Source organism: Microcoleus sp. Pol11C3 (assembly GCF_036701485.1).
Classification (GTDB): domain Bacteria; phylum Cyanobacteriota; class Cyanobacteriia; order Cyanobacteriales; family Microcoleaceae; genus Microcoleus.
The window spans coordinates 14,550-37,623 of record NZ_JAUBQW010000054.1 but is presented as its reverse complement, the minus strand read 5'-3'; the positions used below and the strand labels follow the sequence as shown (position 1 = coordinate 37,623).

The following is a 23,074-nucleotide window of genomic DNA, read 5'->3' as shown; positions in this document are numbered from 1 at the left end:
TCTCTATTTTCAGCGCGGCTTCTTGGCTCTATCCTTTATGCAGCAAGCATTATAGGTACGTTGTCACCCGCTAAGGCCTGTTCCACAATCAATAATTTGTTAGTTGTGGAACAGGCATCTTGCCTGTTCCTTATGTTATCTTATAAATCTCATAGCTGGAAGTAAAAAATATGATTTCTGTTGCGCCGATCGCACCACCGTTACTCATAGGCGAAAAGCGAGTATTGTTGAGAAATATTAGTTGGCAGGGTTATCAACAAATGCTACAGATTTTGGGTGATAACCGATCGGCTACATTGATATTCGATCGAGGAATTTTAGAAATTACCATGCCTTTAGAAGAACACGAATTTTCAGCACGCTTAATCGAACGACTGATTATTATTTTGGCTGTAGAGCTAGGTTTGAAGATTAAAACAATGGGTTCGACAACCTTAGATAGATCGGACTTAGAGCGCGGTGCAGAACCAGATAATGCCTATTACATCCAAAATCAACCCCTCGTCGCCGGTCGTACAGTAGATTTAGCCACAGATCCGCCACCCGATTTAGTCGTAGAAGTAGATATCACCCATACTGATATTGATAAGCCAGCTCTCTATGCTAGTATGGGAGTACCGGAGTTTTGGCGGTACAATGGTAGAGAATGGCGAATTTATCAGCTAGAAAACTCTGAGTATTTGGAAGTATCTGCCAGCCCCACTTTTCCGATTCTCCCCAAGTCCAAGCTCTACGAATTTTTGGCAGCAGCGCAGTTAGATGAGGTAGAAGCAGAGGTGAATTTCCGCAACTGGGTGAGAGAGATGGCGAATATTAATACAAGTGGAGGATGAAAGCAATGCAATATAGCGGTAAATGGCGGATCACAGAGATGGCAATGTGGGATAGTGATTATTTGGACATGGAGGTGGAAGCGTATATAGAGATTGAACCAACAGGTTCAGGAGAATTTCAATTCGGTTTAGTATCAGGTGAAATTGACGGCGAAGTCGTAAAAGATGGAAAGGATCAGCGATTTGAGTTTACATGGGACGGTAATGATGAGAACGATCCTGCATCTGGTAGCGGTTGGCTCAAATTAAAGGATAAAAACTCCGTAGACGGTCGAATAAAATTCCACCAAGGTGATAGTTCTAGTCTTGTAGCTAAGCGCATGAAGTAGGAAATCAGTGATCGCACTATTTTAGACCATTTTTTTTTAACCGCAGATGAATGCAGATATACGCAGATAAAATCCCATCCGCGTTCATCTGTGTTCATCTGCTGATATCTGCGGTAACAAAATCCCAATCTAACCAATAACCAATAACAACTGACTTAGGTCTCTCATGAAGGATTAATCGGAAAATCGCCCTCACTATCAACCTCTATCGCACTTTTAACTACATCCAAAAACGCAAATACTGCCGGAACTAACAGCGCATCCCTCAAAACAGCCACCCCAATTACCCTCTCAAAATCCGCCGGCAAACTGCAAACTTTTACCGAAGCAGGTATCGGTTCCGCCGCCAAACGGGGAAGAATTGCTGTACCCAAACCTTGCATCACCATACTGACAATAGTTGAATCTTCGCTGAGTTCATAACCGATATTTAAGGGAAACCCCGAAGTTGTCAAATATTTGCGAAGCGGTATCGAACAAGAATTTTCTGCAGGCTGCAAAATCAGGGGATAGTTCGCTAATTCTTCCCAGGTAATTTTAGCACTTTTACATTGTCCATTCGGCGGCAGCAACACAACATATTTATCCCGCAAAATTTCTCTAGTTTCAAATTCATCAGAGATGGGAAGAGAGACAAAGCCGATGTCCGCTTTGCCCGATCGCAATGCCTCTTCCACAGCTCGAGTATAATAAACTTCGGTAATGCTGACCGCAATTTTGGGAAAGCAACTGCGAAATTTAGCAATAATACCCGGTAGGATATGAGTTGCGACACTCCGAAAAGAAACTATCCGTACCTGGCCTCCCTGCAAACCTTTTTCTAAATCCGCTTCTTTGACCATCATTTCTAAGGCGCAGGCTATTTGACGCCCGTGACTCACCACCCTTTCCCCCACTGGCGTCAGTTGAGCACCGTGTCGCCCCCGGTGGAACAATTGCACTCCCAATTCTGTTTCTAAAGAGGCGATGGCGTGGCTGACGGCGGATTGGGACAGTTCCAATTGCAAAGCCGCCTCGCTAAAGTTTTCACAGTCTGCTACAGCTATCAAAGCTTGAATCTGAGATAGTTTCATCCGCCGCGTATTGATTTCGTTCATAGCGTTTATGCCAGTAGTACCCAAATTGTCACAAGGCCTTAGATCGATCTATCGATTTTATTCATACAACCTATGCAAGCAATGCTTTGATTGTCAATAGCCGCAGAGTTAAGGTTAATTTATCAGGTAACAGATAGACTTTTACAAAACTTGCACGACAACAATATTGTGCTGTAATTGCGATGAAAACATTGCAGTTAAAAGCTATTCTTTGTAATTTTAGTAGTGCAATATTTGTAGGAGTTATCACTTTAAGGTGTTGGCTATGTCTACTTACAAAAATTGGATAGAACCCCGGATAATGATGTTTTTTGCGATTACCGAGCGAACAAAACCATCCGAAATACAAAAAGGGCAATCTCTCTTTTCAGCTATAAATAAAATTGGGCAGTTTTTGCTCTACATCGTTTCTGGTGAGGACGAAATGAGAATTTGGCAGACGTGCGATCGCTATGGTAACACTTGGTGGCACGGTTGCGATCGAGCTACAGGTCGCTCTACCTGTGTGGCAACTGATGATGAAATGCGCGCTTGGCTCGATCGGCGTTATTGCCAATAGTGTGTGGTTTGCGTGGAAATGAAGTGACATACAGTCCTCGATTAGCAATTACCAATTAGCAATTACCAATTAGCAATTACCAATTACCAAGTAGGAGATGCTATGCTTCAAATATCTTCCGAATGTGCAGCGCCCGTTAGCGGAGCCCTCGAAGAGGATCGCATTATCCTGATGGAAAACGAGGTATACAAAGTGCCTCAAACTCATCGAGAAATTCAAGTTTTGTCAGGAATTGCTTGGATCACGCTTGACCAACAGGACATCATCTTGCAAAGCCCTGAAAAAGCATCGCTTCCACCCAGCAAAAACTTTGCTGTCATATCCGCTCTCAACAATATGCCGCTGATTATGGCAGTCTGGCAAGACAAAAACCCAGTCAGAACCTAGGGATTGAGAAAAAATTCGGCAGGAACACCCCAAAAAGCTCTATCTTAATAGTTATCACTTAGCTATTGGAGGACTCGATCGGTGTACTGCCGCTCTTACCACTTCAGCTATCTCGCAGCTATAAGTATTGTTTTATCGCCCGCACTCAGCTTGCTGGCAATTTCAGACGCTCGGGCTTATGCCCCAATTATAAATGCGAGGCTCGCCCAAGCTAGCGATCGCGCCCAAGCAACAGACCCCAAAACGCAAGCAGACGAACTCTTTGAAACAGGAGTAAAACAGCACCGTGAGGGTTTGTTTCGAGAAGCAATCGAGACTTTTGAGCAAGTTTTGGCAACTCGCAAGCAACTAGGCGACAAACCGGGAATCGGAGAAACACTTAATAATATGGGGGAAGTTTACGCCGAAATGGGTTCGCAGCCCAAAGCTTTGGAAGTTTTGCGCCAAGCTTTAGTCATTCACCGAGAAATCGGCGAAGGGTCTCGTATCGCGCGCACTCTCAATCTCATCGGTTTCGTCAACCGGGTTGCAGACAATTTTTCCGAAGCGATGAAACTGCACCAAGAAGCTTTGGAACTTGCCAAAACAGCCAACGACAAAATTGAAATAGCAGAGTCTTTTCACAACATTGCGGCCGTGTACGCAGAACAGGTCAATTACGCCAAAGCGATCGAATTTTACCAGCAAGCGCGCACGATTCGCACTGTTGAGGGCGATCGCCGCGATTTAGGCCGTACCCTCAATAACATGGGCGGCGTCTACTACAACATCGGCGACTTTAATAGAGCGATGGAATTTTACCACCAAGCTTTAGCAATTCGTCGGGAAATCGGAGACAGGGCTGGCGTCGGTCGCCTCCTCAACAACATGGCACTTACCTCTCGCAAACTCGGCAAAGATACTCAAGCGCTGATCTATTTTCAGCAAGCAATACCGATGTTAGAAGCCATCGGCGACAAGACAAGTATCGGACGCTTGCTCAACAACATGGGCGCAATTCATGAAAGTCTCGGTCAATCTGCTAAAGCTCTCGAATCCTACGAGGGAGCTTTAAAAATTGCTCGTGAGGGCGGTGACAAAGCCGGAGAAACTACAGCAATGGAGGGCATTAAGCGATTGTCTTCCGGTCAGCTTGTACCGCAATAATGACGGTTAAGCGGTTTCGCATCGGGCGTGCAGATTGGCAGCGATCGATTTGGGCGAAGATTTGACATTTATCTGCAAGTCGTTGTATAATGGGTGGCCAAAAATATATAGTTTAAAAAAATAAAAAAAGCTTCAGGGGCGCTATAATTTGATTAATATTGCGCTCGAAAGATAGAAACAGTTTCTGTAGTAATTCTTCTGCCAGAGCGGCCGCACAACCATTAATCTAAGCTATGGATATCCGTACCGAAAATCCTGAAGATATAGAAGCTGTTCGCAACATTAATATTGCGGCATTCGGGCGAGAAAATGAGGCTAACTTAGTCGATCAATTGCGGGGAATTGCATCTACATTTTCCTTCGTTGCGGTACAATGCGATCGCATTGTCGGACACCTTTTCTTCAGTCCGGTTGTCGCCGGAAAATGTTCTAGCAATTTGTCGATTCTGGGGTTGGCACCAGTCGCAGTTCTTCCCAACTATCAGCGGCAAGGTATAGGAACACTGCTGATCCAGCAGGGTTTAAAAGAGTGCGGGGGATCGGGGTTTCAAGCAGTGGTTGTGCTTGGTCATCCAGATTTCTATTAGCGTTTCGGGTTCGTTCCTGCTAGTAGAAAGAATTTGGGATGTGAAGATGATGTACCCGATGAGGCTTTTATGGTGTGGGAGTTAGAAAGTGGAGCTTTGCAGGATTGCAGCGGAACGGTGAAGTATCGATCGGAATTTAGGATCTGCGAGTGATATCAAATCCGTCCTTCATGGGAATTATTCATCTCTCTCTGCGTTCTCTGCGGTTAAATCATTCCTATGCAACCGGAACTCCTCTGACGAAGTGGCGGTTTTGATCGTGATGTATCGTAAAAAATTATCAAAATAACATTTAGTAGTCACAGTGGAAAACGCTTGTGCTGTACTTGCCTTTGTGAACCATAAAACCTGCACGACTATTGCCCCGCAAAGTTATTTAAACGCCCCCTTTCCCCTTCTCCCCTTTTGCACCTTGCAAAGCAAAAATCGGAGTTTGAGCAGATTTCCCCTTCAGAGCAACAGATCCCAAAGCCTCGCAAATGAAGTTTAGCTCGATCGACCCAAACACCCTTTCACCAATCAAAATTTGGTTTTCCCCCGCCTTGCTCATCAACCGAGCCGCCGTATTCACCGTATCGCCGAGGATATTAAACTCCCTGCGCCCTCGCGGTTCCCCAACCTCAGCAGCAAACACAGGCCCCCGGGACAGCCCAATTTGACAGCTTACTTTTACTTCTTCACCCGCGATAATTACCAGAGGCAAACCTGCAATAATATCTCGGATCGCAATCGCCGCACTAGCCGCGCGGCTGGCGTCATCCGTGTGAGCGTCGGGCACGCCAAAATAAATCAGCATATCCGAACCATCTAAGTGCGCCGTTACTTTTTGCAACACGCCCCCTTTAGCTGACACTACAGCATCGATCGACGCAAACACCCGAGAAAAACCCATTACCAGATTGACTTCTTCCTCCGGCGAAGCTTTGTCCACAGACTCCGGTAAACCAATCAAGTTGACAAACATCACCGTCGGTTCAGGAAAATCCGGCGGGATTTTGCGCCTGTCTGCATTTTCCACCAGCAGTCTCAGGATAGTTTTGGGAATATAACTAGCAAGGGGTTCAAGCCGATTCACAGCTTCGCCGATTTCTTTTACCAAGCCCGCAACGCTGCGATCGAGCAATACCGAACTCGGCATCCGCCGCCCAGTCAAAGTGATATCATACTCTCCGAGTTGAGCGTCCGTGAAATCGTCCGCCACCAAAAAATAACCTTGTTTCCCGGGTTCAAAACGAAATTGCTCTCCCAAAGACTCTCTAGCAGTTTCAGTCACACACACCCGCCCCACAGTTCCAGAGCCCTCAGCTTGCTTGGCTTGCTGGACTGAGTGCCCCAGCAGTACGTGAGCCATCCGCAGCGGGGTACCGATGTCAGCACTAATATAGCGACCGCAGTGGATGCCCACCCGCATCCTCAAAGACAAAACACCCCGCGCCGTTTCTATACTGGCAAATTCAGCCATCGCCCGCTGCATCCGCAAACCCGCCCGCACCGCCCTGGCTGTATCCTCTTGATAAACTCCTGACAGAAACTGCACAAGCATCGCATCTCCGGTAAACTCCAGCAAATCCCCGCCCGATTTGCTGACAATTTCAATCATCGAGGCAAAATAGTCGTTAATCACGCCTAGCAGCGTTTCAGCTCCCTTGCGCCCCTCGACCGCATTCGCTTCCAACAGCGAGGTAAACCCTGCCAAATCCGTGAATAACAAAGTGCCTGTTTGCCACTGGTAGCGCACCTCGCCCGGGTTGGGCGGAGATTCGGACACGGGCCGAGGCACGTAGTCGTGGAGGATGTAGCGCAGAGTTCGCAGGTGATCGAAAACCCCCATTAGCGTTGCGGGGGACGGATCTACCCACGCAGCAGCGTACAGTTGGGCGGAAAGGAGCGATCGCAGCCGCAGTTCGATCGCCGCCAAGGGAGGATTGTAGGTTAATCTATTAATAATTTCCACCTAAGTTTATTCTTAAAAAATAAGGTAAGTTCGATCGCTCTAGAGGCAACACCAATAGCTCGACTTAATACTATTATGATAAGTTTCCAGTGAACCCCTACCAACCAAACCCCGAACCCACGATAGAAACTTCCGAAACTCACAGTTTGCTAGCTCCCGATTTGATCCGAGCTGCTAGATCGGCCTATGGTATGTATCTAAAAGTGCATTCCGAGCAGATGCAGCGTCCGGCGGGTGTAGTTGTCAGTCAAGGAAGCGATCGAGGTCAGGTAATTTTTGCTTCGCAGCCCGTTTTATTGCCCGGTGAACGTTTTGTTACTTTTGAGGAAATTGAATCTCAAATGTATTAATAATTAGTAATTGGTCATTGGGCATGGGGCATTGGGCATTGGGCATTGGGCATGGGGCATGGGGCATTGGGCATTGGGCATTGACAACTAATATTTATGTTGGCTCGAACGAGTGTCAAAAAATAGGTTTGTAGTGAGAACTTTAGTCCTCATAATTTTACTTTTGACTAAAGTCCCTACTACAAACCTTATTGGTAATTGACCGGACACAATCTAACAATTAATAAATAACCACAGACAACAGTCAACAGTCAACAGTGAACAGTCAACAGTGAACAGTCAACAGACAAATTAATGGAAATTATCTTTAATTGCCTTGTCACGGCGATCGTCTTTATTCTCGGATCTGCTATTGGCAGTTTTCTAAATGTGGTAGTCTATCGGTTGCCTGCGGGTTTGTCGGTGATCCACCCTCCTTCTCGCTGTCCCAAATGTTTAAATCAACTCAGAACTTACGAAAATATACCCGTTTTCGGTTGGCTGTGGCTGCGGGGACGCTGCAATCACTGCCGCAGTAGGATTTCGGCCCGCTATCCACTCGTGGAAGTAGCTACGGGTTTGCTATTTTTGTTAATCTTCTGGCGGTTTGGCGTAACAGTCCAAACTCTGGGTTTTTGGGCTTTGTTTAGCTGGCTGTTGGCTTTGTCTTTGATTGATTGCGATACAATGACTTTGCCTAATTCTTTAACTCGATCGGGTTTGGTGCTCGGATTGGTTTTCCAAATCGCCAAAGGTTGGTGGCCGACATTTAGTTTGATCGACTCGGTACACTATCTGGTACTCGACGGAATCCTGGGAGCAGTTGTCGGGTTGTGGCTGTTTGACGCGATCGGACTCGCCGGGACGATCGGACTGGGGCAGAATGCTATGGGCGCCGGAGATACCAAATTGGCCGCCTTGATGGGAGCTTGGCTGGGCTGGAAATACTTGCTGCTAGCGGGATTTATCGCCTGTTTAGCCGGGGCTTTTGCCGGTGGCGGGGCGATCGCCCTCGGCTTGCTCGATCGGCGTCAACCCATGCCTTTCGGCCCCTTTCTGGCTCTCGGTGCAGCAATTACTGCTCTGTGGGGCGAAGCCATCTTATCTACTTACTTGCAGTTGTTTTTCCCGAATTTTAGTTTCTGATCAGCAGGTAGTTAGGCGCGATCGAACATAACATTGTCTCAAAAATTGGTAAAATTGTTCCGTGTCTTGGATTACACTTACAACTACTAGCTTTCGTTGGGAAGCGGAATTAATGCAGCAGCTCCTAGCTGCTCATGAAATCCCGGCCCGGATTGTAGACTTGGGCATAGCATCTTATTTGGGGGCTGGAAGTGCTACAGCCCTGCAAGTTCTTCCAGAACACCAGCAGACAGCATCGCTCCTCATCAGTCCAATTGAAGAGGACAAGAGTCAGTAGTCAAGTCTGTTATTTATTGTCAGTTGTTATGGCTTATTGGTTATTAGTTATTAGTTATTAGTTATTGGTAGCAGCTAACAACTCACAAATAACAACAGCCAACAGTCAACAGTCAACAGTCAACAGTCAACAGTCAACAGTCAACAGCCAACAGTTAACAATTACCAAGTTTTAATGTCTTTATTTGATTGGTTTGCAAATCGACGAAAATCAGTACCGAACTCCCAAGAACGGCCGGAACGAGAAATTGCGGACGGACTTTGGAATAAATGCGAAGCTTGCGATGCCCTGAGTTATACCAAAGACCTGCGAGCAAATCAAATGGTTTGCTTGGAATGCGGGCATCATATCAGAGTTTACAGTGACGATCGCATCGAGCAATTGATCGATCCCAATACCTGGGTGCCAATTAACGAAGGACTGCACGCCACTGATCCCCTGAAATTTCGCGATCGAAAAAAATATAGCGATCGACTCCGAGAATTTCAAGAAAAAACAGGCCACCTAGACGCCGTAGAAACAGGCATCGGCAAACTAGAAAATTTGCCAGTCGCCCTCGGAGTCATGGAATTTCAGTTCATCGGCGGCAGCATGGGCTCAGTTGTCGGAGAAAAGCTGACTCGCCTCATCGAACAGGCCACGCGGGAACGCTTGTCCGTGATCATTGTCTGCGCTTCCGGCGGTGCGAGAATGCAAGAAGGAATGCTCAGCTTGATGCAAATGGCTAAAATTTCCGGGGCTCTGGAACGCCACCGGGAAGCGAGACTGCTTTACATCCCGATTTTGACCCACCCGACCACCGGCGGCGTCACCGCCAGTTTTGCCATGCTGGGAGACATTATAATTGCAGAGCCAAAAGCTACTGTAGCCTTTACGGGCGGTCGGGTAATCGAGCAAACTCTGCGGGAAAAGCTGCCGGAAAATTATCAAACTTCCGAATACTCCTTCGCCCACGGTTTTGTAGACTTGATTGTACCCCGGACTCAATTAAAGAAAACTCTGGGTCAGCTCATCAGCCTCCACCAGCCCCAGCCTTTCTTGGCCGGCTCGGAATTCCCCGCCCTCGAAGCCAGCGATAACCACGCTTTGCCCCCGCAGACTCACGCTTTCAAACTTTCTCCCTAAGCAGCAGCGCCGGATGATTGTCTGTTGGTGAGTGCAGGGTACAGAGGGAAATTTCTGAGGAATTGCTCAAAACCCGGCTTCTACCAACAATATTGAGTTTGGTAACGAGACGTTCACGCAGACACCGGGTTTTGAACCCCGCCCGCGCAAGTCCTATTGGTAATAACGACGCAGCAATGGGATGATATTGATCGGAAGTTGATTGGCCCTGAAGTTAGGCTGGGCAAAAATGCCTAGTCGCAGTTAGCGGTTAGTTAGCTTGCGATAGATCAAACAAAATCTCAGAACAAACTAACAGAACAAGCTAACAGCGCTTTCTAAAATTGTCCGGCTTTCAGTTAATAGCCGTCAACTCAATTTTGACCTGTCAGCGACCTAAAAATTATGGGTTTTGCAGACCTGTCCATCGCAGAAATAGCAGAGGACTTCAACGTCCCTGTTGAAGACGTGATCCGCTTGTGCGACGAGTTGGAAATTGCCTACAAGCACCCTCAAACCCGTTTGGCTTTGGAGGATGTTAAGGCAATTATGTCCACTCTCGAAAAAAGGCGCGACTCAAAACTTCTTGCAGATTAGATCGCAAAATTCCTCTACCTTTAAAGGTATGGCTGCACCCACTTTCGCCAGTGGTTGCAGAAAGAGGGAATTTTGAACAGAAATCTGTTTGCCAGGTACGATCTCTTAGCGTTCAATAATTTGCCGGATTTTTTTAAGGAGAACCATGCTTAAAAGATATTTCATTGCTCTGACCGCTGTATTCTTGAGCTTTCAGTTATTTGTCAGCAGTGCGATGGCTGTCGAACTGAGTCCTGAACTTCGCACTGTGACTTTGAATGACAAGGGTGCTCCGGTAGTGCTGAGCCTCAAACAAGTTCAGCAAGGCAAACGCCTGTTCAATTCGGCTTGCGCTCAATGTCACGCTGCGGGCATGACAAAAACTGATCCCAACCTGAATTTGAGCCCGGAAACTCTGGCTTTGGCCAACCCGCCCCGGAATAATATTGAGTCGCTGGTGGACTTTATGAAAAATCCCACGACTTATGACGGGTTTGAGGAAATTTCGGAAGTGCATCCGAGCATGAAGAGTGCGGATATTTTCGCTGAGATGAGAAATCTCTCGGATGACGATTTGTACGCGATTGCCGGTCACATTATGTTGCAGCCGAAAATTGTCGCCAAGCAGTGGGCTGGTGGCAAAGGCGCTCGCTAATCGATTTTAGATTTTAGATTTTAGATTTTGGATTTTGGATGGGGCTGGGGCTGGGGTTTGGCAAGGATTGCTGGCTGGCTGTTTTTCTATCTAAAATCTGAAATCTAAAATTTACCCGGTGCTGATTGATTCTTGCCAGTCGAACCCGCCGACTTAAGCTTGTGGACTGGTTGAGGGCGACGAAAGCCAGAGTGAAACAAGAAAATTCGATTTTGTGAGCAAATGTTAGTGAATTATTGACGGTTCTACGCACTTATGCTGCATCGTGCTGTTTTTGTCTGCTTTCTGTTGGGGATGTTAATTATTTTCCCGATCGTGCTGTTGGCTCCTCAACCTGTTTTGGCTGCTGGCGATGCTTACGTGAATAGATATTTACAAGCCAGCGAACCTGTCGCTTTGGAGTTGGACTCTGAGGGGCATACTCGGTTGTTTTCGGCTCAGGATTTGTCTGCGGGCAAGGTGTTGTTCGAGCAAAGTTGCATGAATTGTCACGTCGGAGGAGCTAATTTGCCCGATCCGACGATATCTTTGTCTTTGGCTGACCTCAAGGGGGCAACCCCTCCGCGCAACAACATCAATAGTTTGGTGGCGTATCTGAGAGAACCGATGACTTATGACGGTACTGAGGAGACTTTTTGGTGCCGCCAAGTCCCGGAAACCTGGATGCCGCAGGCAGAAATCGAAAATTTGGCGGCTTTTGTGATCCGGGCCGCTCAGAAAGCTCCGGCTTGGGGCGTGGAGAATTTTGAGAGTTGAACTACCGCTGCAAAAAAAGTGGTAAATTACTCGGGAGAATGCGATGCGACTGCGCGATCGCGCCTGTTTTAACAGGTAAAATATCTAAAGAATCACCATTTGCGTGTCCATTAGAGGAGAACTGCGTTGAAAAGACTCTTATCGATTGCCCTGTTAGCGTTCGCAATTTTTACCGTCGGCTTTGGCCGCCCTGCTTTGGCAGGTGATGCTGTTAAAGGAGCTAAAATCTTTAGCGCGAACTGTGCTGCTTGTCACATCGGTGGCGGCAACGTGGTTATGGCTATGAAAACCTTGAAAAGTAGTGCTCTTGAGAAGTACGGCATGAATTCTCTGGAAGCTATTACCACTCAGGTAACTAAGGGCAAAAATGCTATGCCTGCTTTCGGCGCCAAGTTGAAGCCCGAACAAATCGAGGATGTAGCAACCTACGTGCTCGAACAATCTGCGAAAGACTGGAAAGGCTAAACTGCCTCTTTCAAGTCGGACAAGCTGGACTTGATTTAATTTAAAACTTGTCTTCCCGATCGCACCCTCTCTCTCTCTTTGGCGAATAAATGTCGGTTTGCAGCGCTCTTAACCTATTGGGGAAAGCGCGTCAGAAATCCGATTTTTATTAGCTCAAGGGCGAGGGAGGGTAATTTTATTTTAGATTTTAGATTGAAGATTTTAGATTGAAGATTGAAGATTTTAGATTGCTAAATGCTGATTTTGTATAAATTGTCAATCACCTTATATTAAGATTTATTCGGGCTGCCGTTCATAAATAAAAGTATGTGCTAGGATATAACCCCTTATTAGCAAAGCTTTGAAATCCAAATTAAAGTTGATCGGGGTTCTGGAATGTACAACTGTTATGAACATAAAAACATCAACAAAAGTTAAAACTCTCGGAGACGCTGCATCTGGGGCGATTGAGAAATATTTCCGCAAAAGTGTAGCGCACGAGGCTGAAGTTATCAAAGACAAAGACGCGGAAGAACTTCATCAAATGCGCGTGGGATTGAGACGTTTGCGATCGGCTGTGACGGGTTTTGCTCCGGTTTTAGATTTGCCAAAAGAGGCTTCTGAAGGCAAAATTGGTAAGGTGGGGCGGATTCTGGGAACGCTCAGGGATTTGGATGTGATGCTCGAAAGTCTCCAAAACCGCTATTACCCCAATTTGCCGACTGAGGAACAGGAAGTTTTAGATAAAGCTTTGTTGAATTTGCTCAAACAGCGACACCGGGCTTTGAAAGGAGTGAGGGCGATTTTAGAGCACAAAACCTACGAATCGCTGAAGGAGTCGATCGAGGATTGGCTGGAAAAACCTAAGTATCAGGCGATCGAACATTTGCCAATTGCTGAGGTTTTGCCAGATTTACTGTTACCTCAAGTCAGCGAGTTTTTTCTACATCCGGCTTGGCTGTTGGGCACAGAATACGAAGATGGCAAAGTTAAAGTTGCTGATAATTTGACTGCTGAGGCTGTCGAAGAGAAGTTAGCAGCCGAGGGAACTATTCTGCACGATTTGCGGAAGCAAGCTAAGCGGGTTCGCTATTTGATGAGTCTGTTTGGGGGTTTTTACAGCGAGACTTACGAAGTTTATGTCGAAGATGTGAAAGGTGTTCAGGAATGTTTGGGCGATATTCAAGACAGTGAAGTTTTAGGCGAGTTTCTGACAGATTTTGTCAATCGCGATCTGAAAAAAGAGTTGCCGAAATTGGCTGGTTTGTTGGCCGACAATCGCTACGCAGCTTGGCAAAAATGGCAGATTTTGCAGCGCAGGTATTTGAGTTCGGAAATTCGGCAAGGTTTGCGATCGGTATTAATTCATCCTGTGGTTGAAGATGCTGCTAAGCTTGATTAGGCGTAACTATAACGCGCAGAGCCCCGATTTATAAAAAAAGTCGGGGATTTAAAGTGCGATCGCGCCGTGGGAAGGAAAAGGGCGATCGCTTTTGAGTATGACGTAAAATAAAGGGCGATCGCCTTTTTTACCATAGCAAATCACGACTGCAACCACTTCATAAACTTATTAGTCGCAGTACCAATAGACTCTCCGACTTGTTTCTTCAAACGCCACCGCCCAAACGCTTTTTCGTACTCTTCCCCTTCAGTTTGATACACATTCCAAGCATTCAGCGACAAGCCCAAGCCCCACGTTAGTAAAATGAAAAGCGACCAAGAAAGCTCGTGGGCTGCTGCTAGATTAAACAAAACTAAAAAAGTATTGATAATGCCGTACTTTGTCACATTTTTCTGCAATTTGCGACGACGGAAAGCGTTAAAAACCCGCTTTTCTTGAACTTCCCCTCTAGTTGCTAACCATTGCTGTTCCGCCGCCACAATATCCTGTTCGGAAATACCTAATTCCGCCGCAATCTCGAAAAGCTGGACTCTGGATAATTCCCCTTCATCTTGTCGGCGTGCGATCGCAAGCTGTAAAATACCCTGAGCATCCTCTGAACCGTAAACTTGACTTATTTGAGTTTCATGAGTTGCCATAACAAGTTTCCTATAATTCCTGATATCCTTTCTATGATAGATATAGGCGGACTTAAACAGCAGGTAGTGACATTGGCGGATTTCAACACCCGGACATTTGAGTGAGCGAGACTCCTCACTATGGTAGTGGAAATCGAAAAACCGATATATTACCTCAAATTACAACTAATTAATTTCCCGCACTTTGACTAAGTTTGCTATCTCGTTTCAACATAAATTGATAAAATATCCCAAACACAACCACCGCAATCATTCCCACAACTAAAGAACCTTCACCCTCATGCCAATATTTAAACAAATCTAGGCGATTAGATGAAACTAACAACGCCATTCCCGCCACTCGAAAAACATTAACAATAAAACCACAAGCAACAGCCACACCTACTATCAAAGCTTTATTTTGTTTAGTAGGAAACATCACCAAACAAACTACAGATAAACCTAATAAGTAATTCATTGCCTCTATACCCGAACAACCCCCATTTACCAACACCCTTCCGGTCGGTAAAGCCACATAATTACCATCACGTGTTACATTAAAACCGATATACCACAAAGAATAATAAGCAGTCTTAGCAGTAAGCGAGGTAATAAAATCCACTAAAGGTAACGTAATGACACTGGGGGTGCCATGAAAAAATAGTATTACCAATTCACGCCAATAGAGTTTTAAGTTGTGAAAACCTACGGCAAGTAGGCTCAAACCTAAACCAGACAAAAAAGGTGCCAGTCTTAAAAAAGGATCGAATTTACTTGAAACCATAGCACTTTGAAATAAAATAAAAGCTATTAATAGCGTCCCTGCTACTCTTGACAATAGGTCACTTTTTATCTCATTCTGTTTGAGAATATCCTGGTGATCCCAAAGCAAGGAACCCACAGCGAACCAAAAAACTATGCTCATATAAAAATGAGCCATATCCCCTAGTTTCCACAGGAGTGTCATATTCAGAGTTACTAAAGCTGTGGCGATAATGATGAGCCCAAAAAGTTTTCTCTTGAACATTTTAGATATTAGTTATTAGTTGATTGATGAGAGCGATACTTCGGACAATTTTTGATTTTCAACCGTAGAATAAGAGTTTCAAGGCGATTCGGCAATCAAAGTACCCACGGAAAATCGAGGGTTTCAGAATACGAACGAAAAAAAGTCTAGACTATTCTTAGATTTTATCATAAAAATAGTACTGGATGTGGACAACTCAGTAGCTTGAACCCATACTACGGAAAGGACTTGGAGGATTTTAAGGGCAGTAAATCTTTGAGATGAGGTTAGTAGACACTCTGGAATTTGATGGATGGTGAGACTCAGAGGCAACCCATCGCTCAGCAGTAGGACAGCTAGTGAAAAGACTGCTACTCGAAATGATTGGTTGGATGCCTAGCACTTGCTTACTCAGCCCTGTAAGCAAAGACTAAAAAGGGAGTGAATCAACAAAAATTAAAAATAAGTAGCCTTAATGAGGCTTGGATTTCTTGAGAGTAGACGCAATTAGCACCGCGCATGGTGTGACACTGAGGTTTGAGTAAATACGGCTGAGCGAGTTAGAGTTCGAGCCATGCTCAATGGTGATTATCTGTTTTTAAAGAATCTCAGTGTCTTTATAGCAATCCTCGCATCATTTGTGAATTTCTTACTTTCTCCCTGCGGGTTCGGGGAGGGTTTGGGTGGGGTAAAAAATTTACGACTCCTGCAAGGATTGCTATATATCGGAAATTTTTCAGAAACAGCCTTGCGGTAGTTCTTAAATGCGCTGTGTAGGGGCGATTTGATGGGAGCATCTCAATTAAAGCAGCCAAACTAGAAATTGGAGTTGGGAGCCAGGAGGAAAGAGGAAGAAGAAAGGAGCCAGAAGAAGTGTTTTTACAAATATGAGATGCTCCCTTGAGATAGGCTTTCAAGTCTGGGGTTTTCACGGTGGCGTGCTATCAGATACTAAGAAACCTGGTTTCTTGGTGAAACCAGGTTTTTAGCTCGAACATAAAATCATCAGTTTGGCATCAAGCCCGACTCGAAAACCAGTGTAAATGAGCGCCTATTGAGCTTTTTGAGCCTGAGCGCGTTGCTTTTTGAACATAGTGCCAAAACTAACAGCGGCTCCAGCAGCAAGCATTGTTAAAGGTTCAGGAGTAGCTTGAGTGTTGCTAGTGCTGATACTGCTGGCATAAGTATCGCTACCGCCATTAATACCTTGGACGTGCAATCCTAGTCTCAAAGTACCAGCATTCAACGCGGAAACTACGTTATTATAATTTCCAGTAAAACTCAACCCCAAAGCCTCACCAGTTTGGACACCGTTCGACCCAGCACCACTTTTTGTAGCTGAAAAATCCGTAGACCAAGGAGTAGTAAGGTTTGTACTTTGGGGCATATTAGCAGTGCCATTATCTTTAAAAGCAACCGTGCTGCTAGTACCAGTAGTATTAATGCCAAAGGCGCTCAATAAATTGGTATTAGAACCTGTGTCAAAGTAAACTGAACCAATAAAGATACCGGGGACGGATGTGTTATTATTGGCAATTTTGAAGAAAACGTTATTTAACCCACCATCTGTGACATCAAAGCTAAAGTCATTAACATAAGCATCTCCAACCGTATCGCCACCAGCGATATTACCAAAGCTGAAGGCAGAGGCAGGTGCTGCGGATACTGCACTAAGAGTGGCGACACCGGCAACAGCTAAAATAGATTTGACTAAGTTTAATTGGAATTTCATGGTTGATACCTTTATTTTTTAAGTTGACTGGAAGCAGGTTTTTTTCCTTCACATATTCAATGTAAACGGAAGCACAAGTTAATGCAAGTAGTTTGTATAAAGATTCGATGAAGATTGAGAATACGCTGATTGGATTTAGGCAAAATGCCGAAATGGATGGGTTCTAGCTACCTATTTGCTATGGCGTACATCAAAAAATAGAACTGCCACCCGGATTTTCTTCCTGACTTTTCTCCCTTTCAAAAAGCTATAACTCACATTCCTAACCGGGGTTTTCACACAGTAGAATTACTGATAAAACTGTTTTAAAGCTCTAAATTATGCCCTTAAAAAGTTTTTTATCCGTTAAGGTACGGTATAAAAGTTTAAGTGAGAGTTTGATTGCGGGGTAAAAATAGATAAAAACCGATGGTGACAGTTGAACCTGCGGAATGTGGGCTATAACTCAGGACAAAATTTTGGATCGTATTCGGTGCGTCGATTCTCCCTTTCCGATTCAGCAACAAGCGCCATTTAGACTCATATATTGCAGGATTCTTTGTGGGGAGTAGGGGTTGGGCAGAAGAGCCCGCCCAAAACAGGCTTATTGATCATGCTGCAACATCTCTGTTTAGAGACCAATGGTTTCGGTGCTCGTTATTATGTGACGCCGGAACTTTGGCCGAGTAAAAGGACGACTCGACTTTCTGGGACATAGTTTTCGGAACACGTCTACCGTAGAAGGCGGGCTGGTCGTTACTTCAAAATGTCGGGACTAATAATTCTATTTCTGGGTCTGCTTTCGCTAAAAATTGGTTAGTATTATTTTTGCCAAAAAGCTCTATTCCAAGATTTAACGGGTGATAAGCAAGTAGAAATAGTTGACGCAGTAAGGATTTAAGTAGCTTGTCCTCAAAAAAATGTGTGCGTGCGATCGCTAATTTTTAGACTTTCTCCAGGGTCTAATAACGATTGTTCGTGTTCGCTACCATCAAAATGCTCAATAAACTTGTGATAATTACTACTCTCTTGAGGGACGTTGAAGAGCCTAAACCCTCTAAATATCAAGATTTCAGCGGCTTTCTCACTCCGTCAATTCCCAGATTCAGTTTGGCAGTGTTTGAGGACAGCAGGAGGAACCCTCGCAGTCAGCAAAAATTTTCCCAGCCGTTGATTGAAGGTTCTCCGAGATGATCGACTCATTTGACATATAAATGATCAGTGATCGTATGAAAACAGGATTATCAGCAACAACTCAGCTAAAACATCTAGCGCTAAACTGCTAGAGAACTGACAAGCTTACCCAGCAAAACTTCAAGTGGATTTGATTATGGTCAACCGTCTTGCTCAATCCCACAGCCTTTTTCTGCGAAAACAGGCAGAAAATCCGATGACTGGTGGGCCTGGTGCGATGAAGCCTGAGAAAGGGCCTGGAGGGAAAATAAACCGATTTTTCTGTCAATTCGCTACTCTAGCGGCCACTGGTTTAGGGTGATCGAAGGTGAAGCATTGTGCGATCGGGCGATCCGATCGTAAGCTGTAAAATACCTTGAGCATCCTCTGAACCGTAAACTTGACTTACGAATGAGAATTAAATAACTTCCACAAGTTTGTGGGATGGGCGTCCCGCCCGTCTTTTTGGGACGGGCGGGACGCCCATCCCAAAATAACAATTAAATTTGTAATTTATTTAATTCGCGATCCTTATTTGAGTTTCATGAGTTGCCATAACGAGTTCCAATAATTTCCTAAATTATTTCTCTCATACATATAACCGTAGTTAAACCGCAGGTAGGAATAGGTAGCGGATTTCAACACCCTTTTAAGAACAGGCAAGATGCCTGTCCCACAAAAGAGTCTACTTATTGTGGAACAGGCATCTTGCCTTTTCCGATAGAGGTACAAAATACCAATAACTAACCCAAAGTATACATCCAGCCATCCCTGGCGCAAATCTTCACAATTCCGTCCCAAACTACAGGCGTCGCCTCAAATGACAAACCCGGCTTAAATCTCCCCGATTCTTTTACTTTCAAACGGTAAAACTCGCCTTTAGCATTTCTCAAAGCATTTTTATCGCCTGACTTCGCTCGTTCCCAATTCAACTCGAACAAATAAACGCCGTTGTAACCCGCACTGATCAGTTTATTGCCATCGGTAAAAATCGGAGTCGAAATTGAAGAACCTATTTCTTTTTGAAAAACTATTACCGGAGTATCGTAAGACTGCTTTCGCCAAGGTACAGCCGTTTTTTTGCCTGTAATCATATCTTGGGAACCGATGTATAAGTTGCCGTCGATCGCATTTGTGGCAAACAGCGCGGGAAACTCCCCTGAATTGTACTCGTCATTCAACGCTACCGAGCCAATTATCCCGCCTTCCCAGCTAGAAAGTCGGCGATTTCCCGTCGGCAAAAACCATTCGACGCTGGCATTCGGTTCTTTGTTGGGATTCAGCTTTAGCACCCCGCCGTTGCCCTGAATGTATTGTTTTTCAATGGCACAAAACAGTTTGCCTGATTTAGAAATTACAGCACTTCCGTCCAAATCTGAACCAGTATAGAAATCCCAGACGATCTTTTTAGTTCCAATGCTAATACCGTAAATATGACCGGAACCAGCAGCTATAAATATTCTATCTTTGAGCCTCGATGGCGATGATTCCGCTACCAAGTTGCCGCCGTGCTTGCTGATATCTGCTGCTGCATAAAGCTGTACTTCCGACAAGATATTTGGCTGCTTGAGGCCTTGTTTGATTTTTGCATTGCTTGTGGAACTATCGAGAAAATAGCCGATCGCATTTTCCCCCGCATTGAACAAAACGCCACCGCCGAGATCCAAAGCGCTGCTGTCATTATCCCGGCTGTAGCTGGGCGTTCTCCTGATGTCCAATTTCCAAAGTTCCTTGCCAGTTCTAAAAGATATTGCCCTAAAACTCGGCACAATTTTATTGCCACCACCGCCGCTGCGGCTGCCTTGCAAAATCACAATTCTATTTTCGGCGCTGGCTTTTTCATCGATATAAATCGTTGAGGAGCCTTTGATTATATCATCAAATTTATAGCGCCACACTTCTTTATTGGTAGCAATATCTATTTTTCGTAAATTGTGGTCGAAAGAACCTATAATTAAATAAGTTTTCCCCCCGTCTCTGGTAATTGTTGGCTGTCCTGTCCAACCCGCGCCGCTCCAAATTTGCGATCGCCTTCCCAGAAAAGTCCGTCCGCTTCCTAGCTCAAATTTGTCGATTAACTTCAAACTTTTCGGAACACCTCTGCCGTAGAACCGACGCTTGTCGTTACCTAAAAAGGTCGGGACTAATAATTCTATTTCTGGGTCTGCTTTCGCCAGAAAATTGTTAAGATTAGTTTCTAATAAAGCTTGATGCAACTCTTCAGTTTGGTACAGTTGGGAAACAGTAGGAGGAACAGCCGCGCTCAGCAAAAATTGTCCGAGCCGTTGATTGAAGGTTCTCCGAGATGATAAGCTCATTTGACATCTTAATTATTAGTTATAATATTAAAACATGATAATCGGCAACAACTCAACTAAAACATCTCGCGCTAAAGTGCTAGAGAAATGACAAGCTTACCCAGCACAAGTTAAAGTATATTTGATTATGGTCAACCGTCTTGCTCAATCCCAAAGCCTTTACCTGCGGAAACACGCCGAAAATCCGATCGACTGGTGGCCCTGGTGCGACGAAGCTTTGGAAGCGGCCCGAAGCGAAAATAAACCGATTTTCCTGTCAATTGGCTACTCTAGCTGCCACTGGTGTACGGTGATGGAAGGAGAAGCATTTTCCGATCGCGCGATCGCCCAATACATGAATTCGCAGTTTATACCGATAAAAGTCGATCGTGAAGAACGCCCAGATATCGACAGCATTTATATGCAAACCTTGCAAATGATGACCGGTCAAGGCGGTTGGCCGCTCAACGTTTTTCTCACTCCCGACGAGCGAGTTCCCTTCTACGGAGGTACTTATTTCCCCGTAGATCCCCGCTACGGAAGGCCGGGATTTTTAGAAGTTTTGCAAGCAATTCGCCGCTTTTACGACACAGAAAAAGGCAAAGTAGAAGACTTCAAAGCAGAGATTTTAAGCAACCTCCAACAGACGGCAGCGCTGTCAGGAGTGACCGCCGAATTAAATCGCGAAATTTTTCAAAAAGGCTTAGAGCTCAACACCGGAATTATTGCGGGCAGCAACCCCGGCCCCAGTTTTCCGATGATACCTTATGCGGAGCTAGCACTGCGGGGAACGCGATTTAATTGTGAATCAAAATACGACAGCAAACAAGTCTGCACTCAGCGCGGATTAGACTTAGCATTGGGTGGCATTTACGACCACGTAGCAGGCGGATTTCACCGCTACACGGTTGATGCGACTTGGACTGTGCCACACTTTGAAAAAATGCTCTACGACAACGGTCAAATTGTTGAGTATTTAGCAAATTTGTGGAGCGCGGGAATACAAGAACCGGCTTTTGAAACTGCGATCGCGGGGACAGTAGAATGGTTGAAGCGAGAAATGACCGCGCCAACCGGCTATTTTTATGCTGCACAAGATGCTGATAGCTTTAACACTTCAGAGGAAGTTGAACCGGAAGAAGGAGCATTTTATGTCTGGAGTTATGCCGAACTGGAAGCACTATTAAGTGCTGAGGAAGTGGCGGAAATTAAAGCACAGTTTACGGTTAGCCCTAGCGGCAATTTTGAAGGTCAAAATGTATTGCAGCGCCGCCATCCGGGAAAACTCAGCAACACGGTAGAAACGGCTTTGGCTAAACTCTTTCAAGTTCGCTACGGTGGCAATCCCGATACTGTAAAAACCTTTCCGCCAGCTCGCAACAATCAAGAAGCTAAAAACGACAGTTGGCCGGGTAGAATTCCCGCAGTTACTGACACGAAAATGATTGCTGCTTGGAATAGCTTAATGATTTCGGGTTTAGCCCGCGCTGCGGCTGTTTTTGGGAATTGGGAGTATCTGGAATTAGCTGTGAAAGCAGCTAATTTTATTTTAGAGAATCAGTGGACGGATGGGCGCTTTCAGCGGTTGAATTATGACGGACAATCTGCTGTAAACGCGCAGTCGGAAGATTATGCTTTGTTTGTGAAAGCTTTGTTGGATTTGCATCAAGCGAGTTTGACTTTAGGCAACGGGGAAGAGGCAAAACAGTTGCCGAATTCTCAGTTTTGGTTGGAGAAATCTGTGCAGGTGCAAGAAGAGTTTGATGAGTTTTTGTGGAGCGTGGAATTGGGAGGATATTACAATACTGCTAAGGATGCTAGCGGAGATTTGTTGGTGCGGGAACGCAGCTATATAGACAATGCAACTCCGGCGGCGAATGGAATTGCGATCGCATCTTTGGTTCGCCTCGCGCTGCTGGGCCAGAATTTAGAATATCTCGATCGCGCCCAACAAGGTTTGCAAGCTTTCAGCAGTATTGTACAAGATGCTCCGCAAGCTTGTCCGAGTTTGCTTTCGGCGATCGACTGGTATCAGCACTCTACCCTGATTCGCACGACTACCGATCGAATTTCTGGCTTGATTTCCCAGTATTATCCGACTGCTGTCTGTCAGATTGAGGCTGATTTGCCTGAAGGGGTTGTCGGGTTAGTTTGCGAGTGTTTGACTTGCAAGGAACCTGCGAAAAGTCAAGAGCGGCTGTTGGCAGAAATCTTGCAAAGTCAAACGCGAGTATAGCACGGGCAGCGGGTTTACGAGATTCTTAGTTTTCAGGCGGCGCATTTTGTCTGGTGCGTCGCTACGAGATTATCGAGCTGATTTGAATATCTGCGATGGAGCCACACCCGCTGGGTATTTTGTGATATCAAATCCGTTGACATCAGAATTATTATCTCTCTCATCTCTTTCTCTGTGTCCTCTGTGTCCTCTGTGGTTTAATCATTCCGATCTAAGCGGAATTGATACGAGTCCTCAATCTTCCAAAATCTCGACCAAATCTTCCATAGTCACATCGAAGGCGCGGGCGATTTTGTAGACAGCAGAAATATCAGCCGTGTTCAAAGCATCGCGCTGAACGTAGCTTCTAACAGTGTTGTAATTCACTCCTGATCGATCGGCAACTTGCTTTAGAGTCCAACCCTTTTGCTCAGCTAGTTCTCGAATCCGCAGTCTAACGTAGCCCATTAGTGC

Annotated in this window: 23 protein-coding genes and 1 pseudogene; 17 read left to right on the top strand and 7 right to left on the bottom strand. The window is 45.3% G+C overall.

The annotated features are described in order from the left end of the window. The first annotated feature begins 170 nt into the window (after positions 1-170). On the top strand, positions 171-833 hold the full coding sequence (locus QUA40_RS14325; RefSeq protein WP_333126828.1) for a Uma2 family endonuclease: 663 nt from the start codon (positions 171-173) through the stop codon (positions 831-833). Between the two features lie 5 nt (positions 834-838). After that, positions 839-1,162 (top strand): hypothetical protein, encoded by a 324-nt coding sequence (locus QUA40_RS14320; protein WP_333126825.1) that lies wholly within the window; start codon positions 839-841, stop codon positions 1,160-1,162. A 164-nt stretch (positions 1,163-1,326) separates the two neighbouring features. On the opposite strand, the gene QUA40_RS14315 is transcribed toward QUA40_RS14320, so the two are convergent. Further along, complete coding sequence (locus tag QUA40_RS14315) at positions 1,327-2,259, bottom strand: LysR family transcriptional regulator (RefSeq protein WP_333126822.1); 933 nt, start codon at positions 2,257-2,259, stop codon at positions 1,327-1,329. A 265-nt stretch (positions 2,260-2,524) separates the two neighbouring features. On the opposite strand from QUA40_RS14315, the gene QUA40_RS14310 reads away from it, so the two are divergent. The 4 genes from QUA40_RS14310 to QUA40_RS14295 all read left to right on the top strand — a co-directional run bounded on the left by QUA40_RS14310 (position 2,525) and on the right by QUA40_RS14295 (position 4,938). Beyond that, positions 2,525-2,818, top strand: coding sequence for a hypothetical protein (locus tag QUA40_RS14310; RefSeq protein ID WP_333126820.1), 294 nt, complete (start codon positions 2,525-2,527; stop codon positions 2,816-2,818). A gap of 102 nt (positions 2,819-2,920) precedes the next feature. Beyond that, a complete protein-coding gene (locus QUA40_RS14305) occupies positions 2,921-3,205 on the top strand; it encodes a hypothetical protein (protein WP_333126817.1) in 285 nt (94 codons plus the stop codon). Positions 3,206-3,286: 81 nt separating this feature from the next. Next, complete coding sequence (locus QUA40_RS14300; protein WP_333126815.1) at positions 3,287-4,351, top strand: tetratricopeptide repeat protein; 1,065 nt, start codon at positions 3,287-3,289, stop codon at positions 4,349-4,351. Positions 4,352-4,584: 233 nt separating this feature from the next. Beyond that, positions 4,585-4,938, top strand: a complete 354-nt coding sequence (locus tag QUA40_RS14295; protein ID WP_333126812.1) for an N-acetyltransferase — start codon at positions 4,585-4,587, stop codon at positions 4,936-4,938. A gap of 376 nt (positions 4,939-5,314) precedes the next feature. Here QUA40_RS14295 and QUA40_RS14290 read toward each other — a convergent pair whose 3' ends face one another. Next, the gene (locus tag QUA40_RS14290; protein WP_333126809.1) at positions 5,315-6,892 is read right to left on the bottom strand and encodes an adenylate/guanylate cyclase domain-containing protein; all 1,578 of its coding nucleotides are present in this window, start codon (positions 6,890-6,892) and stop codon (positions 5,315-5,317) included. 89 nt (positions 6,893-6,981) lie between these two features. On the opposite strand from QUA40_RS14290, the gene QUA40_RS14285 reads away from it, so the two are divergent. The 9 genes from QUA40_RS14285 (at position 6,982) to QUA40_RS14245 (ending at position 13,581) form a co-directional block, all read left to right on the top strand. Then, entirely contained in the window at positions 6,982-7,242 is a 261-nt protein-coding gene (locus QUA40_RS14285; protein WP_333126807.1) for a hypothetical protein, read from the top strand. 294 nt (positions 7,243-7,536) lie between these two features. Beyond that, complete coding sequence (locus QUA40_RS14280) at positions 7,537-8,367, top strand: prepilin peptidase (RefSeq protein ID WP_333126805.1); 831 nt, start codon at positions 7,537-7,539, stop codon at positions 8,365-8,367. 61 nt (positions 8,368-8,428) lie between these two features. Then, positions 8,429-8,644: a hypothetical protein gene (locus QUA40_RS14275; protein WP_333126802.1), complete on the top strand. Its 216-nt coding sequence runs from the start codon at positions 8,429-8,431 to the stop codon at positions 8,642-8,644. Between the two features lie 174 nt (positions 8,645-8,818). Next, complete coding sequence (gene accD, locus QUA40_RS14270) at positions 8,819-9,769, top strand: acetyl-CoA carboxylase, carboxyltransferase subunit beta (protein ID WP_333126800.1); 951 nt, start codon at positions 8,819-8,821, stop codon at positions 9,767-9,769. Positions 9,770-10,153: 384 nt separating this feature from the next. Then, positions 10,154-10,345, top strand: a complete 192-nt coding sequence (locus tag QUA40_RS14265) for a hypothetical protein (protein WP_006633443.1) — start codon at positions 10,154-10,156, stop codon at positions 10,343-10,345. 145 nt (positions 10,346-10,490) lie between these two features. Next, positions 10,491-10,979: a photosystem II cytochrome c-550 gene (psbV, locus tag QUA40_RS14260; protein ID WP_333126797.1), complete on the top strand. Its 489-nt coding sequence runs from the start codon at positions 10,491-10,493 to the stop codon at positions 10,977-10,979. 255 nt (positions 10,980-11,234) lie between these two features. Next, positions 11,235-11,735 (top strand): photosystem II cytochrome PsbV2, encoded by a 501-nt coding sequence (gene psbV2, locus QUA40_RS14255; protein WP_333126794.1) that lies wholly within the window; start codon positions 11,235-11,237, stop codon positions 11,733-11,735. Positions 11,736-11,861: 126 nt separating this feature from the next. Then, on the top strand, positions 11,862-12,200 hold the full coding sequence (gene petJ, locus QUA40_RS14250) for a cytochrome c6 PetJ (RefSeq protein WP_333126791.1): 339 nt from the start codon (positions 11,862-11,864) through the stop codon (positions 12,198-12,200). Between the two features lie 388 nt (positions 12,201-12,588). Next, positions 12,589-13,581 (top strand): CHAD domain-containing protein, encoded by a 993-nt coding sequence (locus tag QUA40_RS14245; protein ID WP_333126789.1) that lies wholly within the window; start codon positions 12,589-12,591, stop codon positions 13,579-13,581. A gap of 140 nt (positions 13,582-13,721) precedes the next feature. Here QUA40_RS14245 and QUA40_RS14240 read toward each other — a convergent pair whose 3' ends face one another. From QUA40_RS14240 to QUA40_RS14230, 3 genes are all read right to left on the bottom strand, one after another. After that, complete coding sequence (locus QUA40_RS14240; RefSeq protein ID WP_333126787.1) at positions 13,722-14,219, bottom strand: 2TM domain-containing protein; 498 nt, start codon at positions 14,217-14,219, stop codon at positions 13,722-13,724. Between the two features lie 169 nt (positions 14,220-14,388). Then, positions 14,389-15,225, bottom strand: coding sequence for a cyanoexosortase A (gene crtA, locus QUA40_RS14235; RefSeq protein WP_333126784.1), 837 nt, complete (start codon positions 15,223-15,225; stop codon positions 14,389-14,391). Positions 15,226-16,255: 1,030 nt separating this feature from the next. Beyond that, positions 16,256-16,936: a PEP-CTERM sorting domain-containing protein gene (locus QUA40_RS14230; RefSeq protein ID WP_333126782.1), complete on the bottom strand. Its 681-nt coding sequence runs from the start codon at positions 16,934-16,936 to the stop codon at positions 16,256-16,258. Between the two features lie 1,309 nt (positions 16,937-18,245). Here QUA40_RS14230 and QUA40_RS29015 point away from each other — a divergent pair. Beyond that, a pseudogene (locus QUA40_RS29015) lies at positions 18,246-18,442 on the top strand (DUF255 domain-containing protein); the annotation flags it as partial. A gap of 389 nt (positions 18,443-18,831) precedes the next feature. Here the strand turns inward: QUA40_RS29015 and QUA40_RS14225 are convergent. Beyond that, positions 18,832-20,406, bottom strand: coding sequence for an outer membrane protein assembly factor BamB family protein (locus QUA40_RS14225; protein ID WP_333126779.1), 1,575 nt, complete (start codon positions 20,404-20,406; stop codon positions 18,832-18,834). A 127-nt stretch (positions 20,407-20,533) separates the two neighbouring features. Between QUA40_RS14225 and QUA40_RS14220 the strand changes: the two genes are divergently transcribed. Further along, a complete protein-coding gene (locus QUA40_RS14220) occupies positions 20,534-22,621 on the top strand; it encodes a thioredoxin domain-containing protein (RefSeq protein WP_333126777.1) in 2,088 nt (695 codons plus the stop codon). Between the two features lie 234 nt (positions 22,622-22,855). Here the strand turns inward: QUA40_RS14220 and QUA40_RS14215 are convergent, their stop codons facing one another. Beyond that, the gene (locus tag QUA40_RS14215) at positions 22,856-23,068 is read right to left on the bottom strand and encodes a helix-turn-helix domain-containing protein (RefSeq protein ID WP_293180980.1); all 213 of its coding nucleotides are present in this window, start codon (positions 23,066-23,068) and stop codon (positions 22,856-22,858) included. Positions 23,069-23,074 lie beyond the last annotated feature (6 nt).

Bases quoted from the DNA above. Each gene is read 5' to 3' on its own strand.
- QUA40_RS14325 (WP_333126828.1), top strand. From the start codon at position 171: ATGATTTCTGTTGCGCCGATCGCACCACCGTTACTCATAGGCGAAAAG.
- QUA40_RS14320 (WP_333126825.1), top strand. From the start codon at position 839: ATGCAATATAGCGGTAAATGGCGGATCACAGAGATGGCAATGTGGGAT.
- QUA40_RS14315 (WP_333126822.1), bottom strand. From the start codon at position 2,259: ATGAACGAAATCAATACGCGGCGGATGAAACTATCTCAGATTCAAGCT.
- QUA40_RS14310 (WP_333126820.1), top strand. From the start codon at position 2,525: ATGTCTACTTACAAAAATTGGATAGAACCCCGGATAATGATGTTTTTT.
- QUA40_RS14305 (WP_333126817.1), top strand. From the start codon at position 2,921: ATGCTTCAAATATCTTCCGAATGTGCAGCGCCCGTTAGCGGAGCCCTC.
- QUA40_RS14295 (WP_333126812.1), top strand. From the start codon at position 4,585: ATGGATATCCGTACCGAAAATCCTGAAGATATAGAAGCTGTTCGCAAC.
- QUA40_RS14280 (WP_333126805.1), top strand. From the start codon at position 7,537: ATGGAAATTATCTTTAATTGCCTTGTCACGGCGATCGTCTTTATTCTC.
- accD (WP_333126800.1), top strand. From the start codon at position 8,819: ATGTCTTTATTTGATTGGTTTGCAAATCGACGAAAATCAGTACCGAAC.
- QUA40_RS14265 (WP_006633443.1), top strand. From the start codon at position 10,154: ATGGGTTTTGCAGACCTGTCCATCGCAGAAATAGCAGAGGACTTCAAC.
- psbV (WP_333126797.1), top strand. From the start codon at position 10,491: ATGCTTAAAAGATATTTCATTGCTCTGACCGCTGTATTCTTGAGCTTT.
- psbV2 (WP_333126794.1), top strand. From the start codon at position 11,235: ATGCTGCATCGTGCTGTTTTTGTCTGCTTTCTGTTGGGGATGTTAATT.
- QUA40_RS14245 (WP_333126789.1), top strand. From the start codon at position 12,589: ATGAACATAAAAACATCAACAAAAGTTAAAACTCTCGGAGACGCTGCA.
- QUA40_RS14240 (WP_333126787.1), bottom strand. From the start codon at position 14,219: ATGGCAACTCATGAAACTCAAATAAGTCAAGTTTACGGTTCAGAGGAT.
- crtA (WP_333126784.1), bottom strand. From the start codon at position 15,225: ATGTTCAAGAGAAAACTTTTTGGGCTCATCATTATCGCCACAGCTTTA.
- QUA40_RS14230 (WP_333126782.1), bottom strand. From the start codon at position 16,936: ATGAAATTCCAATTAAACTTAGTCAAATCTATTTTAGCTGTTGCCGGT.
- QUA40_RS14225 (WP_333126779.1), bottom strand. From the start codon at position 20,406: ATGAGCTTATCATCTCGGAGAACCTTCAATCAACGGCTCGGACAATTT.
- QUA40_RS14220 (WP_333126777.1), top strand. From the start codon at position 20,534: ATGGTCAACCGTCTTGCTCAATCCCAAAGCCTTTACCTGCGGAAACAC.
- QUA40_RS14215 (WP_293180980.1), bottom strand. From the start codon at position 23,068: ATGGGCTACGTTAGACTGCGGATTCGAGAACTAGCTGAGCAAAAGGGT.